This is a genomic window from Brucella sp. JSBI001, from assembly GCF_026014005.1.
Lineage (GTDB): Bacteria > Pseudomonadota > Alphaproteobacteria > Rhizobiales > Rhizobiaceae > Brucella > Brucella anthropi.
In genome coordinates this window covers 1,346,884-1,362,322 of the sequence record NZ_CP110339.1, presented here as the reverse complement: position 1 = coordinate 1,362,322, position 15,439 = coordinate 1,346,884, and the positions used below count along the sequence as shown (strand labels likewise).

Genomic DNA, 15,439 nt, shown 5'->3' with positions numbered 1-15,439 from the left:
AATGATATGACAACACAAGCTCTCTCCGCGTCACCAAGCTTGCAGGTCAATGCAAGTGCCGACGAACTTGCGCGCACCGAAGCGAAATTTCGCGCCGATATAAGCCGCCGCCGAGCGGTCGTTATTCTCGTACGCCTCGCCATTCTTGTCGCTGTTCTGGGCGGCTGGGAACTCGGTGCACGGACCGGCCTCATTGACCCATTCTTCTTTGCAAGCCCGTCCGGCATCGCCGACCAGATATGGATCTGGGTCACGGAAGGCACGTCACAGGGACCGCTTTCGGAACAGATCATCGTAACACTTGAGGAAACCGCGCTTGGTTTCCTTATCGGTGCGGTCGGCGGCGTCATTTGCGGCATCCTGCTGGGTCGCAACAAGTTCCTCGCCGATGTGTTCTCGATCTATATCAAGATCGCCAATTCCATCCCGCGTGTCGTGCTGGGTTCGATCTTCATTATTGCGCTTGGCCTCGGCATGGCATCCAAGGTGGCGCTGGCCGTCGTCATGGTTTTCTTCGTCGTATTCGCCAACGCGTTTCAGGGCGTGCGCGAAGCCGACCGCGCGCTGATCGCCAATGCGCAGATATTGGGTGCATCCCGTTCGCAGATCACGCGCACCGTCATCGTGCCGTCGGCCATGAGCTGGATTCTGGCAAGCCTTCACGTCAGTTTCGGTTTCGCGCTCGTCGGCGCGGTCGTCGGTGAATTCCTCGGCGCCAAGAAAGGCGTTGGCCTGATGATTTCCACGGCGCAGGGCACATTCAATGCCAACGGCGTCTTTGCGGCCATGGTCATTCTGGCGGTACTGGCGCTCGTCGTGGAATACATCATCACGTTGGTCGAAAACCATCTGGTGAAATGGCGTCCACAGGCACTTTCCGAACAGGGAAGCTGATAGTCGGATAGATGCAATCGAGTCAGGCGGCGGGCAAGGTGACAGTCACCGTAAGCCCGCCGCCTTTCGTTTGGGAAAGCTCGACATGGCCGCCCGCCGTGTCAGCAACTTCGCGCACGATGGCAAGGCCCAATCCGCTTCCATCCGCGACAGTGCCTGGAACACGATAGAAACGCTCGAAAACGTGTTCATATTCATTTGCGGGGATGCCTGGTCCGTTGTCCTCGACCCGTATGTCGATTTTGGGCCCGTCCTGATCAATCACAAGCGTTACTGTGCCGCCTTCGGGCGTATAGGTAAGGGCGTTGTCCACCAGATTGACGATCATCTCTCGCAGCATGGTGCCGTCGCCAGAAATGATGGCTTTGGTTGCTTTGAGCTCGAACCCGAGATCGATCTTGCGGTCGAACGCCTTGCCCGCGAGGCTTTCCAGAATTTGCTGTCCCGCTTCCGCCAAATCAACCCGATCGGCGCGAGGACGCCTGCTGCCTGGTTCGGCACGCGAAAGCGTCAGCAATTGTCCAGCAAGCCGCGACAGCTGCATGGTGGTATTCTTGATACCTGCCAGAACGTCTTTGCGGTCACTTTCGCAGGTTGTCCGTTCTGCGAAACTGGCCTGCGTTGATAGTGTAGCAAGTGGCGTGCGCAACTGATGTGCTGCATTCTGGATGAAACGGTGCTGCGCCGACATCTGCTTGCGCACGCGTTCCATATACTGGTTCAGCGCTGTGACGAGCGGTCGAAGTTCGGTCTGAACTGTCTGTGGATCGAATGGTTCCAGCTCGGATGTGCGATTGCGAACTTCGTTGCGGAGCCGAATCAACGGGCGTAATACAAAGCGCAAGCCCATTAACGAAAGGGCACCGGCAACAATGATAAGCAGCGATTGTTCCAGTACGGAGTTCAGCCATAGCTCCTGCTGCATGGCGGTGTATCCTGCGAGGGTGACACCCACGACCACGTCGACAGCTTGTGGCAGGTTGGACGGTGCTGCAACGGGATGGCGCAAGACAACCAGACGCAAGGGATGGTCGCGATAGCTGCCCTCATAATGGAGTGGGTCGTAATTCGCGATTTCAGCCGGTTTCGGCAAGTCGGGAAACCCTGCAAGCAGGCGTCCGTCAGAAGTTTCAACCCGATAATAGACCCGGTCGCCATTTCCCGTCGAAAACATCTCCAGCGCTACCGGCGGAATGACAGCATCGATGGCATTATGCGAGGCAGCAGTCGCTTCGCCAATGGCGCGTGCTGACGCTGTCAGCATTCTGTCTGACACGATCCCGGCCATATTTTCCGACGCACGCCATGCGGTCCAAAGGTTGATCCCGGCCACGACAATCAGCGGAATCACGATCCAGGAAACGAGCTGTGCACGCAGGCTTGGGAGAGGCGAGTGAACAGCCGTTTCATCTCAACTCGCCTCACGCAGCAGATAGCCCAGGCCGCGCAAGGTTACGATCTCGGCTTTGCTGCCCTCCAGCTTTTTGCGCAGACGATGAATGTAAATCTCGATGGCGTTCTCATCAGTCTCGCTGTCGAAATCGTAAATACCTTGAACAAGTGTTGTCTTGCTGACGGTGGTTCCGATGCGCCGCAGAAGCTGCTCCAGAACTGCATGTTCTTTGGGTGCAAGCGACAGCGGATCGTCTCCGAGTGAAAACAGCCGGGTGTTGGTGTCGAAACGTAAAAGGCCGCAGGTCACAACAGGCGCTGTCCGCTGACTGGCTCGGCGAAGATGAGCACGGATGCGCGCTTCAAGTTCGCTGAGTTCGAACGGCTTTGCCAGATAATCGTCAGCACCGGCATCCAATCCGCGGATACGTCCGTCAAGACTTGCATTGGCCGTCAGGATGATGACGGGCACCTCATTGCCTCTGCCGCGGATGTGCTCCAGCACGTCGAGCCCGGTTTTGTCCGGCAATCCGAGGTCGAGAACCACGAGATCATACTCCGTGAAGGCGAGCGCCTGTTCCGCATCCGCCGCGTCGTGCACAGTATCGACGCTGTAGTTCGACTGCTGCAGGCTTTTTGCCAGCCAGTTTGCGAGGGTGAGATTGTCTTCGACGAGCAGAATTCGCATGAGTGACGATGATAGTGGTTTCTGTTCCGCGTCAAGAAGCTTGGACGTTGAAACGATGGATGAGATGAATATCTTCCGGCTCGCGCTTGAAGAGCAATGGATCAGGCGTCGTGGTGACTTTTGCACCTTGCTTCACATAAAAATCGATGGTCCGCCGTGTGGGTGTCGCAGAAATATAGAAACCTTCTGCTCCGGCCTCCTTCGCAATGGCCACGCTGCGACGATAAAGTTCACCAGCAAGTCCCAATCCCCGGACTGTCTTCCCCACATGCATGAAGCCGAGCTGGTACAATTCGGGATAGGCGCCGACAGGGCGTACATCCGTAACTGCGACGGCCACCAGGGTGCCATCGAGATAGGCGCCAAGAAATACGCCGCCATGGTCGTGACAGTCGAGCAGGATATGTGTGTAGATTTCCGCTTCGCCCTCCGGCCAGCCCTGCACATCGTAGAATTGCGGCTCCAGCAGGAGTTGCTCTCCTTCGAGGCGATACATTTCCTCGATGATCTCGCTGCGATCAATTTGCCAGATGTCAGTCACTTCGCTGCACTGCAGTGGACGTATGATGAAATCCGCATGCTTCTTTTCGTGTACCATGACCGCCGCCTTCGAAATTTCATTTGTACGATGAACTATCGTTTCATCGATAGGCACTCAAGGGGGAGCAGAAGTGGCGATCGCAGTGCTTCAACGAACTTGTTGGCAATTTGTCAGGAGGAACCTCTCATATTGCAAAAACTTACAATAATTTTGACCAATATCATGGCTACTCCCCGCCATTTGTCTCGGGTACTGCTGAGTACAGGTGCGAGGAATATTGAGGCGTGTGGGAGGCTAACAGCTAACTTCAATCGGACGAATTGGACCAAAACAGCTTGTTGAGGGCAGAAAACTGCCTGAAAATGAGCAATTTCGCATCAACTCTCCGATCTGCCCTTGCGAGAGCGGGGCCTGAGTTCTATCAGCATCATCAAAAATTGCAGTCTGAGGAAGGTTCGGCAATTGCATTGCCGGAACGTCCTGATGCCCGCCGCCATCTTGTATGGCGTCGGTGAAATGATCGATGGAGCCGAGTTGAAAAACCATCACGATATCTGGGATATCGTCGACGCCAAGAGCGCCGCATATTTCGAACTGAGCGATACGGTTTGGGATAATCCTGAAACAAACTACGAAGAGTACAAATCGAGCGATGCCCATGCGGCGATGCTGGAAGCCGAAGGGTTTCGCGTCGAGCGTGGTATTGCGGGCCTGCCGACTGCGGTGATGGGCGAAGCTGGCGACGAAGGACCGGTCATCGCCATCCTTGGTGAGTTCGATGCATTGCCGGGCCTCAGCCAGATATCTGGACTGGTTGAAGAGCAGCCAGTCGAGGCCGGCGGCCATGGACATGGCTGCGGTCATAACCTGTTGGGCTCAGGGTCGTTGCTCGCTGCTGCGGCAGTGAAGGATCATCTTGCCGCACAGGGCATCAAGGGCCGCGTGCGCTATTACGGTTGTCCGGCGGAAGAGGGCGGTTCGGCCAAGGGGTTCATGGTCCGGGAAGGACTTTTTGACGATGTGGATATCGCGTTCTGCTGGCACCCGGCGCCTTTTGCCGGTGTAAACGATCCGGTTTCGCTTGCCTGCAACGAAATCAATTTTCACTTCAGCGGTCGCGCAGCCCATGCTTCGTCAGCCCCGCATCTGGGGCGCAGTGCGCTGGACGCAGTTGAATTGATGAATGTGGGCGTGAACTATATGCGTGAGCATATGCCGTCTACGGCGCGCATTCATTACGCTGTGACCGATACGGGTGGTTTTGCGCCGAATGTCGTGCAGGCCAAGGCAACGGTGCGTTATCTCGTTCGCGCCCGCAGCCTGCCGGAAATGCAGACCCTTCTGGAACGCGTCAAGAAGATTGCCGACGGCGCGGCGCTGATGACCGAAACGACGGTGCGCAGCGAAATCGTCAGCGGCGATGCCGATCTGATAGGCAACACGCCGCTGGAACAGATGATGCAGCTTCAGCTTGAGCGGCTCGGACCTCCGGACTTTGATGAGCAGGACCGCGAAACCGCAAGCCGTTTCCAGAAGACCCTGTCTAGGGAAGACATATCAGATGCTTTCCGCCGCTTCGGCGTGGAGCCCAAGGATGGCCTCGCGCTTTGCGAAGATATCTATACGCCCTATAAAGGCGACAACACTCTCGTCGGCTCTACCGATGTCGGCAGCGTGAGCTGGATCGTGCCCACCGTGCAGATGCGCGGCGCGACCTGCGCAATTGGCACGCCGCTTCATTCGTGGCAGATGGTGGCGCAGGGCAAGCTGCCCGCCGCGCATAAAGGCATGGCCCATGCTGCAAAGATCATGGGCAGCACGGCCATCGAATTGTTCCGTAATCCGGAGCAGATTAAGAAAGCCAAGCAGGATCACGAAAAACGGCTCGACGGAACCGTATTCGTCAATCCGATTCCAGATAGCGTTCAACCCGCTCTGCCCGAAACCGCGAAATGACGCGGGCGGGCAGACAGAATCTGAAAATAGAAATGACATTCAATCCCCCAATTCCAACAGGGCCTGACGCATCATGAAGCAGATGGGCTTTCTCGATATTTTGAGCTTCGGGCCCGACGGCTGGGGCTACGTGCTGATGATGGGTGCACTGGTGAGCGTGGCGCTCGCCGTCCTGGGCTTCCTTCTTGGCGCTGCCATCGGCGTTTTTGCTGCCTGGGCGAAGATTTCCGGCGGGCGCACGCTTCGCGCTGTCGCCGACGGCTACACCACGATCATTCGCGGCATTCCGGATCTCCTCGTCATCTATCTGTTTTACTTCGGCGGCAGTGCGGCAGTCACCGCACTTGGCAAATATTTCGGTGCGGAAGGCTTCATTGGCTTTCCGGGCTTTCTTGCGGGTGTGCTGGCAATTGCCATTCCTGTGGTGCGCACCACACCGAAGTGTTTCGTGGTGCATTCCGGGCCGTTTCCAAAGGTGAACTCGAAGCCGCTACTGCTTGCGGCATGGGCCAGATGCTGAAATTCCGCCGTATCATCGCGCCGCTCGCGCTGCGACACGCATTGCCGGGGCTTGGCAATGTCTGGCAGGTTTCACTCAAGGAATCCGCTCTGGTGTCGGTTGCCGGTGTGGTTGAGCTTCTGCGTCAGGCACAGATCGGCGCTGGCTCGACCGGACTGCCCTTCAACTTCTTCCTCATTGCCGGTGCGCTCTACCTGCTGATTTCGTCTGTTTCCGGCGGGCTTCTGCAGTTTGCCGAGCGTCACTTTTCGCGTGGCGTCCGGAGGGCAAAATGAACCTTGAATTCTATTCCGACGCATTCTTCCAGATGCTGGGCGGCGTGCCGCTGACCCTGAAGCTTGCGGCAACTTCCATCGTGTTTGGCGCCATACTTGCCTTGCTTTTCGCCTTGATGCGCCTGTCGGGCATCAAGGTGCTGGACTGGATTGCCCGCCTTTATGTGTTCGTGTTCCGCGGAACACCGCTTCTGGTGCAGATATTCATCATCTATTACGGTCTCAGCCAGTTTCCGGCCATCCGTTACTCGTTCCTGTGGCCGGTTTTGCGCGAGCCTTACTGGTGTGCGATCATTGCGCTGACATTGAACAACGCCGCCTATGCGAGCGAAATCATCCGTGGTGGCCTGCTGTCGGTGCCGCACGGCCAGATCGAAGCTGCAAAAGCCTGTGGCATGTCGTCCTTCACCTGCTTCCGTCGCATCGTCATGCCACTTGCGATCCGTCAGGCATTGCCGGGTTACGGCAACGAGATGATATCGATGATCAAGGCAACCTCGCTTGCATCGATCATCACGCTCATGGAAGTGACCGGTATTGCGGCAAAGCTGATCGCCGAGAGCTATCGGGCCATAGAAATCTTCGTGATCGCCGGTGCGATCTACCTTGCCATCAACTTCGTTCTGACACGTGCGCTGATGTTCGCAGAATATAAGCTGACCCCTTATCTGCGCCAGCCGGTCGTCAAGCTTTCCTCCGAAGGACAAACATCGTGAGCAAAATCGTTTCCCCCAATGCACCGGTGGCGCTGAAAGTCGAAAACCTGCGCAAGAGCTTCGGTGCGAATGAAGTGCTGAAAGGCATTTCGCTTGAAGCACGTGAAGGTGAGGTCATTTCGATCCTCGGTTCGTCGGGTTCCGGCAAGTCGACTTTCCTGCGCTGCATCAATCTTCTGGAAACACCGACGTCGGGCACTGTGACGGTTTCGGGCGAAACCATCCGTATGGCGCAGAATTCGAAGGGTGAAGCCTACCCGACCGACAAGAAACAGGTTTCGCGCATTCGTTCGGAACTGGGCATGGTGTTCCAGAGCTTCAATCTGTGGTCGCACAAGACCATTCTGGAAAACATCATCGAAGCGCCGATCTATGTGCAGGGACGCCCGCGCGCGGAATGCGTGGCAGAAGCAGAAGTTTTGCTGGCAAAGGTCGGCATTGCTGACAAGCGCGATTTCTATCCGGCCCATCTTTCGGGCGGACAGCAGCAGCGCGCCGCAATCGCCCGCGGACTGGCGATGAAGCCGAAGGTCATGCTCTTTGACGAGCCGACTTCAGCACTCGATCCGGAACTGGTCGGTGAAGTGTTGCGCGTCATGCGCGGCCTTGCCGAAGAAGGCCGCACCATGCTGGTCGTGACCCACGAAATGGGCTTCGCGCGCGACGTCTCCAACCGCGTCGTATTTTTCCATCAGGGTCTGGTGGAAGAAGACGGTGCGCCGGAAGACGTGTTCGGCAACTCGAAGTCGGAACGTTTCCGCAAGTTTATCAGCCACGAAAACGCTGCCTAATTACCGAAATTCCGTGTTCCGGCGTAAGCCGGACAGAAATAACCGCAACAGGATATCTGCAATGAAGACCACCGGACTTTTCAAAGCCGTGTTCATTTCCGCTCTCGCTCTGACGAGCGTCTCGGCCCATGCCGAGGAAAAGAAGTGGACAAAGATCACCATCGCCACGGAAGGTGCTTTCCGTCCTTACAACTTCACCAAGCCCGATGGCTCGCTGGATGGCTATGAAGTCGATCTCTACAAGGACCTCTGCGCCCGCATGAAGGTTGAGTGCACGATGGTTGCGCAGCCTTTCGACAGCATCATTCCGGCGCTCAATGCCGGCAAGTTTGATGCGATCATGGCTGGCCTTACTGCTACGCCGAAGCGCGAGGAAACCATCAGCTTCTCGATTTCCTATGGCCTGACGCCGCAGACCTTTGCGACGCTGAAGGACAGCCCTTACGCCAAGCTGCCGCATACCGGCGAAACCCTTTATCTCGCCAAGGATGAAGCGGCTGCCCAGAAGGCAATCGACGAAGTATCGGCTGAAATCAAGGGCCGCACCGTCGGCGTCCAGACCGCTTCGCTCGGCCTGTCGCTGCTCGACAAGTATTTCAAGGATGGCATCGACATCCGTGAATACAAGACCACGGAACAGCACGACCTCGACCTGAAGTCTGGCCGTGTAGACCTGATCGTAGCTTCGCTCGCTTACCTCACGGACGCTGCCAAGAAGCCGGGCAACGAAGACATCGTCATGACCGGTCCGTTCTTCAAGGGCGGCATTCTGGGCCGTGGCGTTGCTGTCGGTCTGCGCAAGGACGATACCGAACTGAAGAAGATGTTCGACGTTGCCATTGAAGCTGCAAAGGCTGACGGCACGATCAAGCGTCTGTCGGAAAAGTGGTTCGGCTTCGACGTTACGCCGTAATTTTCGAGTGACATCATAAGCAAAGCGCCGCCTTTGGGCGGCGTTTTCATTTGGGAGTATGCAAACCTTCACATCAAACCGGCAAGCGCCTATAAGATCGCCAGAAGTCTGCTGAGAGCCCAAAACTTACTGTGAGGGTGTGATGGTAAAGATCGGTTTCGTGACTGTTTCCGACCGCGCAAGTCGCGGGGAGTACGAAGACCTGAGTGGCCCTGCCATGGAAGCATGGCTGAAAAGCGCTGTCGTCACGCCTTACGAAACAATTCGCCGCGTCATTCCCGATGGCATGGAATCGGTACGCGATACGCTTATCGATCTTTGCGACAACGAGGCCTGTGATCTTATCCTGACCACGGGTGGCACGGGACCAAGCCCGCGCGATGAAACACCGGAAGCCATGCAGGCCGTTCTGCACAAGGAGCTGCCCGGTTTCGGCGAACTGATGCGCCGCGTCAGCCTTGAACAAACCCCGACCGCCATTCTCTCCCGCCAAACGGCAGGCAGTCGCGGCAAGAGCTTCATCCTCAATCTTCCCGGTAAACCAGCTTCAATTGCCATGACCTTGCAGGCGATTTTTCCGGCAGTGCCTTATTGTCTCGACCTCATCGAAGCCGGGCGTATCGATACCGATCCGGCAGTCGTGAAAGCTCATCGACCGGGCTGAATTTTCGCCAGAGCTATGTTTGCGGGCGTAGTAGATCGCACCTCGGGGCTCATGTCGCGACGAAATTGCGCAACCCAGCTTTGCGCTTTTGCATAATTTCCATGCTTGCTTTTCCCTGAGTCAGGACTGAATAATAGGGAAAAAGAAGGGGAATTAAGTGAAGCCATTTGACGAGATGCTCAACCATGGCGGGAATGTCCGCCAACCATATGAATTTCTCAAGCAGTGGCTCGACCAGCAGGACCCGCACAAACTTCTGCAGAAAAGCGATGACGCCGAAAGCGTTTTCCGCAAGACGGGCATCACCTTTGCTGTCTACGGCGATCAGGAAGCGGGCGAGCGCCTCATTCCCTTCGATATCATCCCGCGTATCATTTCAGGTCAGGAATGGCGGCGTCTGTCGCAGGGCATCGAACAGCGTGTAATGGCGCTTAACGCCTTCCTCGATGACATTTATCACCGTCAGGAGATTGTCCGGGCAGGGCGCATTCCGAAAGACCTGATTTCAAAGAATGAAGCCTTCTTGCCCGAGATGATCGGCTTCCGTCCTCCGGGCAATGTCTACACCCATATTATCGGCGTGGATATCGTGCGCACCGCCGAGAACCAGTTCTATGTGCTGGAAGACAATGCCCGCACGCCATCCGGCGTTTCCTATATGCTGGAAAACCGCGAGACGATGATGCAGCTCTTTCCCGAGCTGTTTCAGAACGTCAAGGTTCGCCCGGTTGAGAATTATCCGCAATTGTTGCGCCAGTCGCTGGCAAGTGTTGCGCCTCCCGGCACGCAGGATGTGCCGACCGTCGCGGTGCTGACGCCCGGCATTTATAATTCAGCCTATTTTGAACACGCATTCCTTGCCGACCAGATGGGCGTCGAACTGGTCGAGGGAAGCGATCTGCGCGTCGTTGACGGACGTGTCGCGATGCGTACCACACAAGGTTATCGCGCTATCGACGTGCTCTACCGGCGCGTGGACGATGCGTTTCTCGACCCGCTGACATTCAGGCCGGATTCGACGCTGGGCGTTGCAGGCATCATGGATGTCTACCGGGCAGGGAATATCACTATTGCCAATGCGCCCGGAACCGGCATCGCCGACGACAAGGCGATCTATTCCTACATGCCGGAAATCGTGGAGTTCTATACGGGCCGCAAGGCCATTCTCGAAAACGTTCCGACCTGGCGTTGTTCCGAACCAGATAGCCTTGCTTATGTGCTCGACAATCTTGCCGAGCTTGTCGTCAAGGAAGTTCACGGCTCCGGTGGTTATGGAATGCTGGTAGGCCCCGCTTCGACAAAGGCCGAACGCGATGCTTTTTCAGAGAAACTGAAGGCAAGGCCGCGCAACTATATCGCGCAGCCCACGCTTGCGCTCTCAACGACGCCCATCTTTACCGAGAGCGGGCTGGCGCCACGCCATGTCGATCTGCGCCCATTTGTTCTGGTTTCGGATCGCATCCGCATCACACCCGGCGGGCTCACCCGCGTGGCATTGAAGGAGGGATCGCTTGTCGTGAATTCCAGCCAGGGCGGTGGAACCAAGGATACGTGGGTACTCGACGACTGAAACTGCATTAACGTGCTGCAACTGACGACAAGATCAGGGCGCGAAAAGGGGAATGATTTATGCTTCTTGGCCGTACGGCAAACGGACTTTACTGGATGTTCCGCTACATAGAGCGTGCCGAAAACATGGCACGTCTCGTCGATGCGGGGCTTCGCATGGCGCTGACGAAAACGTCTGACGCACCGGAGGAGTGGTCTTCGGTCGCGGTTTCAGCGGGTGCAAGTCAGGGCTTCTCTGCAAAATACGACGTCTATAACGCCGCCAATGTTGCGGACTTCCTGCTGCGCGATGCAGACAATCCATCAAGCGTGATGACCTGCATTGAAACCACGCGTTCCAATGCCCGCATGGTGCGCACGGCGCTGACGCGCGAGGCGTGGGAAAGCGTCAACGAAGCATGGATGTCACTGAAAAAGTCGCTGTGTAAGCCGTTGAAGGAAAGTGACCTTCCGCAGCTTCTCGACCAGATCAAGCGCGAGACGGCGCTCATTCGTGGCTCTTTCCATGGCACGATGCTGCGCAACGAAATCTTCGATTTTGCAAGCCTTGGTACTTTCATCGAACGCGCTGATAATACGGCTCGTATTCTCGATGTGAAATATTATGTCCTGCTGCCTGCGATATCCTATGTCGGCACGACGCTGGACAATTATCAATGGGAATCGATCCTGCGGTCGGTCTCCGCGCACCGCTCTTATCGGTGGGTCTATGATGGTGATTACCGTCCGGCGCAGGTCGCGGACTACCTGATCCTGAACGGCCGTATGCCGCGTTCGCTCCATTACTGCTATCGCAGCATCGCCGAACATCTGGATTATCTGTCGAAAGATTATGGCAATCGTGCTGCCTGCCACGCGACAGCGGACAAAATCTATGCAAGCCTGCAAAACCAGGACATATCCGCGATCTTCGATGTGGGCTTACATGAGTTTCTGACCGAATTCATCACTCGCAACAACCGGCTCGGCAACGAGATTGCTGAAACCTATAATTTCTATTGAGGTCTTCGCTTGCTGCTCAACATCCGGCACGTTTCGCATTATCGCTATGAGCATCCGGTTCCTTATGCGGTGCAAAGGTTGCGGTTGCGTCCGCCAACAGTGCCGGGCCAGATGGTCAAGCACTGGGAGTTAAAAATCGAAGGCGGTGAGCCGGAGGCTTCCTATGTCGACGGCTTTGGCAACAAGACCGATCTGGTCCAGCATTCTCGCAATATCAATGAAATTGTCATAACCGCCAGCGGCAGCGTCGAGATGGAAGACCGGGCCGGAGTGCTTGGACCGGTCTATGGTTATGCGCCGCTCTGGCTCTTCGAGCGCGAGACGCCACTGACTGCGCCGGGCGAACGCATCAAGGCGCTGGCAGCTGATCTCACGACCGGGCAGGAACGGCTTGCCCTGATGCACGATCTGATGAACACCATCCACAAGGCGGTCGCCTATATGCCGGGGACGACGAGCGTTTCAACGGATGCTGAAAGCGCTCTGGAAAGTGGGAAGGGCGTTTGCCAGGATCACACGCATGTTTTCCTTTCCGCAGCCCGACTGATCGGCATTCCGGCACGATACGTATCGGGGTATCTGATGATGGAAGGTGTGGAAGAACAAACCGCAAGTCACGCTTGGGCTGAAGCCCATATCGATGGCCTGGGATGGGTGGGGTTCGATGCCGCCAACAATATTTGCCCGAATGACCGTTACGTGCGGATTGCAACCGGCCTCGACTATCGTGATGCGGCCCCGATTTCCGGCGTTCGTTTAGGCGGTACAGTGGAAAGCCTTGCGGTTCACATCAATGTAGGGCAGTGATCTTTCTGGATAGCGAGTTGCCTGCCGGATATTGCTTATGACCTATTGTGTTGGAATGAAAATCGATCGTGGCCTTGTGTTCATGTCCGATACACGGACGAATGCCGGGCTCGACAATATTTCTGTCTTCTCAAAAATGCGGAGCTGGTCAGAGCCCGGCGAGCGCGTGATTGTTCTGCTTTCGGCGGGAAACCTTGCGACAACGCAAGCCGTTGCAAGTCTTCTGGAAGAACGGATGAAAGCTCCGGCAGACAGGCACCCCTCGGTTTTCGACGCGCCTTCCATGTTTCAGGTTGCGCGTCTTGTCGGTGACACCGTCAAGGAAGTGATCCAGAACTCCGCTACCGGTGGACAGAATGCCGATGCTTTCGGCGCATCGTTCATTCTCGGCGGACAGATCAAGGGCGGGCAATCGCGCCTTTTCTATATCTATCCCGAAGGCAATTTTATCGAGAGCTCGGCCGATACGCCTTTTTTCCAGATTGGCGAGAACAAATATGGAAAACCGATCCTCGTGCGCGCTTATCAGGAGCAGATGAGTTTCGAGGAAGCGGTGAAGCTGCTGCTGGTTTCGTTCGATTCCACACTGAAAGCCAACCTTTCAGTTGGGCTTCCGCTCGACATGCAGATTTATGAAGCGGACAGTTTTGAAACTGGCGCTCGCAGACGGTTCGAGGCCACCGATCCTTATTATCAGACCGTATCGGAAAGCTGGTCGGAAGCGCTAAAATCCGCGTTGGAAAAATTGCCGCCGTTCAGTTTCGACGACAAGTAAAAAGGCCGGGCACTTTGCCCGGCCTTTTCGTATCGCCATCAGTTCTTTGTTACGGTCTGAACATAGTTGGCATCGGCCACCATGTTGAAATCGTGCACATTCGGACCCGTCACAGCCGTTTCAATCTGCTGATAGATGATTGCGAACGGGCTTGTTTCCTGAAACTTCTTTTGAAGATCATGATACATCGTCTCACGTTTGGCTGTATCGCGCTCTTCAACAGCAGCCATTGTTTCCGCCGTCAGTTCCGGAATTTCCCAATGCGCCTGCCAGGCGTTGGTGCGCATCGAGACATCTTCGCCATTGTTTGGATTATTGGTGAACGTCACCGCATTGGTATGCGGATCCCAATAATCCGGTCCCCATATACCCAGCGCCAACTGGTGCTTGCGTGCGCGAACCTTGGTGGTGGTCAGCTTGCCGTCACCCTGCAGGATTTCCACCTGAACGCCTGCCTTACCCATCGTCTGCTGAATGCTTTCCGCTATGCCGACGAATGGCTGGCTGTTACGTACATCGAGCGTCACCTTGAAACCGTCCTTGAGGCCAGCTTTGGCGAGAAGTTCCTTGGCTTTATCGACGTCGTAGGTGAATGGCTTGTCGCCGACAGCACCGAACATGCCGAGTGGCAGGAAGGACTGGTGCGTGCGACCGATACCCTTGATGAGCTTCGCTTCTATCGTATCGTAATCGACCAGGTATTTCAGTGCCTGCCGAACTTCGGGCTTTGCGAGTTCAGGTACATTCTGGTTGGCGACCAGATAATAGACGCGCCCCTTCGGTGCGTTGATGACATGGTACTTCTGATCCTTGCTCAATTCTTCGATATCGCCAGGTTCCAGATTGCGTGCAATGTCGATGTCGCCCGCCTGCAACAGCAGACGCTGCGAAACGCCTTCTTTCACGTGGCGATAGATAACGCGCTTCATTGCCGGTTTTGCATCGCTATAATTTTCGTTGCGCTCCAGAAGCAGGACTTCATTTGCGCGCCATTGCTTCAATGCGAAAGGACCGGAACCGGCGTAATTGGTCTTCAGCCATTCATAACCGAAATCGGTTTCGTAAGGAAAATCCTTTGTCTTCTCTGCCTTCTGCTCATGTTCCTTGACCAACTTGCTGTCGACAATCGACGCAACGCTGGATGTCAGACAGTTCAGGACAAAGCTTGGCGCAAACGCCTTGCCGGTCGTGAACACAAGCGTTTCGTCGTCGGTGGCAACAATATTCTGATCGGCATTATCGCGAGTGAGACCGAACTGGCTGAGAATGAAGGCCGGGCTCTTGTCGAGCTTGATCGCGCGCTGCAGCGAATAAGCGGCGTCGTGTGCCGTCAGCGGGTTGCCGGAGGCGAATTTTAGGCCCTTGCGGATTTTGAACGTGATCGACTTACCGTCATCGGAAAAGGCCCAGCTTTCGGCAATCTGGGGGATGATCTTCGTGGGGTCCTTGGTGTCAGTCGTGACGAGGCGTTCATAGGTGCTGGTGAGCACTTCAGACGTCGTGATCTCGAAGATTTCCGCCGGGTCGAGCGAAATGACGTCATCTATGCTCATGGCAATGACGAGCGTGTCAGTCGGTGTAGCTGCTTCCACTGCCTTGGGTGATGCCGACAGAAAGAGCGTGAATGCCAGTGCGGCTGGAATCGATGCGCGCAGCAGCTTTCGTGCAAGGCCATGTCTTGTTTGGTCTGCCTTCGAGTTATTCTGAATGAGTGACAGTATTACGGTCGTCATGCAACTTCCCCTCCGGGCTGTGCAATCCGCATATGTCGCGCAATTGCAGCCCTGCATTGATGAAGCCTCAAGAGCCTGTCGCATTGTTCGCGACTCTCTTCAAAGCTTCTCCATTACAGCCAGCTTTTGGGGAGGGGACAACGGTCTGATGAAATATTTTTCCGCGGAAATGCAAAAGCCGGAGGAAAATTCCCCCGGCTCAA

The 15,439-nt window shown here is 55.8% G+C and carries 14 protein-coding genes and 1 pseudogene; 11 read left to right on the top strand and 4 right to left on the bottom strand.

The window, feature by feature from the left end:
• Positions 1-6 precede the first annotated feature (6 nt).
• Positions 7-894: an ABC transporter permease gene (locus tag LJ361_RS06630; RefSeq protein ID WP_264813045.1), complete on the top strand. Its 888-nt coding sequence runs from the start codon at positions 7-9 to the stop codon at positions 892-894.
• A 22-nt stretch (positions 895-916) separates the two neighbouring features.
• On the opposite strand, the gene LJ361_RS06625 is transcribed toward LJ361_RS06630, so the two are convergent.
• The 3 genes from LJ361_RS06625 to LJ361_RS06615 form a co-directional block, all read right to left on the bottom strand.
• Complete coding sequence (locus LJ361_RS06625) at positions 917-2,227, bottom strand: sensor histidine kinase (protein WP_320109280.1); 1,311 nt, start codon at positions 2,225-2,227, stop codon at positions 917-919.
• Between the two features lie 78 nt (positions 2,228-2,305).
• The gene (locus tag LJ361_RS06620; RefSeq protein WP_151615646.1) at positions 2,306-2,974 is read right to left on the bottom strand and encodes a response regulator transcription factor; all 669 of its coding nucleotides are present in this window, start codon (positions 2,972-2,974) and stop codon (positions 2,306-2,308) included.
• Positions 2,975-3,005: 31 nt separating this feature from the next.
• A complete protein-coding gene (locus LJ361_RS06615) occupies positions 3,006-3,572 on the bottom strand; it encodes a GNAT family N-acetyltransferase (RefSeq protein ID WP_264813044.1) in 567 nt (188 codons plus the stop codon).
• A 426-nt stretch (positions 3,573-3,998) separates the two neighbouring features.
• Between LJ361_RS06615 and LJ361_RS06610 the strand changes: the two genes are divergently transcribed.
• The 10 genes and pseudogenes from LJ361_RS06610 (at position 3,999) to LJ361_RS06565 (ending at position 13,503) form a co-directional block, all read left to right on the top strand.
• Complete coding sequence (locus LJ361_RS06610; RefSeq protein WP_264813042.1) at positions 3,999-5,471, top strand: M20 family metallopeptidase; 1,473 nt, start codon at positions 3,999-4,001, stop codon at positions 5,469-5,471.
• Between the two features lie 73 nt (positions 5,472-5,544).
• Positions 5,545-6,266, top strand: a pseudogene (locus LJ361_RS06605) (ABC transporter permease).
• Complete coding sequence (locus LJ361_RS06600; protein ID WP_010658718.1) at positions 6,263-6,982, top strand: ABC transporter permease; 720 nt, start codon at positions 6,263-6,265, stop codon at positions 6,980-6,982. Before LJ361_RS06605 ends, LJ361_RS06600 begins: the two are co-directional and overlap by 4 nt.
• The gene (locus LJ361_RS06595; protein WP_264813041.1) at positions 6,979-7,773 is read left to right on the top strand and encodes an ABC transporter ATP-binding protein; all 795 of its coding nucleotides are present in this window, start codon (positions 6,979-6,981) and stop codon (positions 7,771-7,773) included. Before LJ361_RS06600 ends, LJ361_RS06595 begins: the two co-directional genes overlap by 4 nt.
• A gap of 61 nt (positions 7,774-7,834) precedes the next feature.
• Entirely contained in the window at positions 7,835-8,686 is an 852-nt protein-coding gene (locus LJ361_RS06590; RefSeq protein ID WP_010658720.1) for a transporter substrate-binding domain-containing protein, read from the top strand.
• Positions 8,687-8,828: 142 nt separating this feature from the next.
• Positions 8,829-9,350, top strand: coding sequence for a molybdopterin adenylyltransferase (mog, locus tag LJ361_RS06585; protein WP_010658721.1), 522 nt, complete (start codon positions 8,829-8,831; stop codon positions 9,348-9,350).
• Positions 9,351-9,507: 157 nt separating this feature from the next.
• Positions 9,508-10,920 carry a circularly permuted type 2 ATP-grasp protein gene (locus LJ361_RS06580; RefSeq protein ID WP_010658722.1) on the top strand — a complete coding sequence of 471 codons (1,413 nt, stop codon included), beginning with the start codon at positions 9,508-9,510 and terminating at the stop codon, positions 10,918-10,920.
• A gap of 59 nt (positions 10,921-10,979) precedes the next feature.
• Positions 10,980-11,921: an alpha-E domain-containing protein gene (locus LJ361_RS06575; RefSeq protein WP_264813039.1), complete on the top strand. Its 942-nt coding sequence runs from the start codon at positions 10,980-10,982 to the stop codon at positions 11,919-11,921.
• Positions 11,922-11,930: 9 nt separating this feature from the next.
• The gene (locus LJ361_RS06570) at positions 11,931-12,728 is read left to right on the top strand and encodes a transglutaminase family protein (protein ID WP_151615651.1); all 798 of its coding nucleotides are present in this window, start codon (positions 11,931-11,933) and stop codon (positions 12,726-12,728) included.
• 37 nt (positions 12,729-12,765) lie between these two features.
• Positions 12,766-13,503, top strand: coding sequence for a proteasome-type protease (locus LJ361_RS06565; protein ID WP_151615652.1), 738 nt, complete (start codon positions 12,766-12,768; stop codon positions 13,501-13,503).
• A gap of 38 nt (positions 13,504-13,541) precedes the next feature.
• On the opposite strand, the gene LJ361_RS06560 is transcribed toward LJ361_RS06565, so the two are convergent.
• The gene (locus LJ361_RS06560; protein ID WP_264813038.1) at positions 13,542-15,236 is read right to left on the bottom strand and encodes an ABC transporter substrate-binding protein; all 1,695 of its coding nucleotides are present in this window, start codon (positions 15,234-15,236) and stop codon (positions 13,542-13,544) included.
• Positions 15,237-15,439: the final 203 nt, after the last annotated feature.

What these genes read in the sequence shown, in the direction of transcription:
- LJ361_RS06610 (WP_264813042.1), top strand. Translation starts at nt 3,999, where the DNA reads ATGCCCGCCGCCATCTTGTATGGCGTCGGTGAAATGATCGATGGAGCC.
- LJ361_RS06560 (WP_264813038.1), bottom strand. Translation starts at nt 15,236, where the DNA reads ATGACGACCGTAATACTGTCACTCATTCAGAATAACTCGAAGGCAGAC.
- LJ361_RS06620 (WP_151615646.1), bottom strand. Translation starts at nt 2,974, where the DNA reads ATGCGAATTCTGCTCGTCGAAGACAATCTCACCCTCGCAAACTGGCTG.
- LJ361_RS06630 (WP_264813045.1), top strand. Translation starts at nt 7, where the DNA reads ATGACAACACAAGCTCTCTCCGCGTCACCAAGCTTGCAGGTCAATGCA.
- mog (WP_010658721.1), top strand. Translation starts at nt 8,829, where the DNA reads ATGGTAAAGATCGGTTTCGTGACTGTTTCCGACCGCGCAAGTCGCGGG.
- LJ361_RS06590 (WP_010658720.1), top strand. Translation starts at nt 7,835, where the DNA reads ATGAAGACCACCGGACTTTTCAAAGCCGTGTTCATTTCCGCTCTCGCT.
- LJ361_RS06575 (WP_264813039.1), top strand. Translation starts at nt 10,980, where the DNA reads ATGCTTCTTGGCCGTACGGCAAACGGACTTTACTGGATGTTCCGCTAC.
- LJ361_RS06565 (WP_151615652.1), top strand. Translation starts at nt 12,766, where the DNA reads ATGACCTATTGTGTTGGAATGAAAATCGATCGTGGCCTTGTGTTCATG.
- LJ361_RS06615 (WP_264813044.1), bottom strand. Translation starts at nt 3,572, where the DNA reads ATGGTACACGAAAAGAAGCATGCGGATTTCATCATACGTCCACTGCAG.
- LJ361_RS06600 (WP_010658718.1), top strand. Translation starts at nt 6,263, where the DNA reads ATGAACCTTGAATTCTATTCCGACGCATTCTTCCAGATGCTGGGCGGC.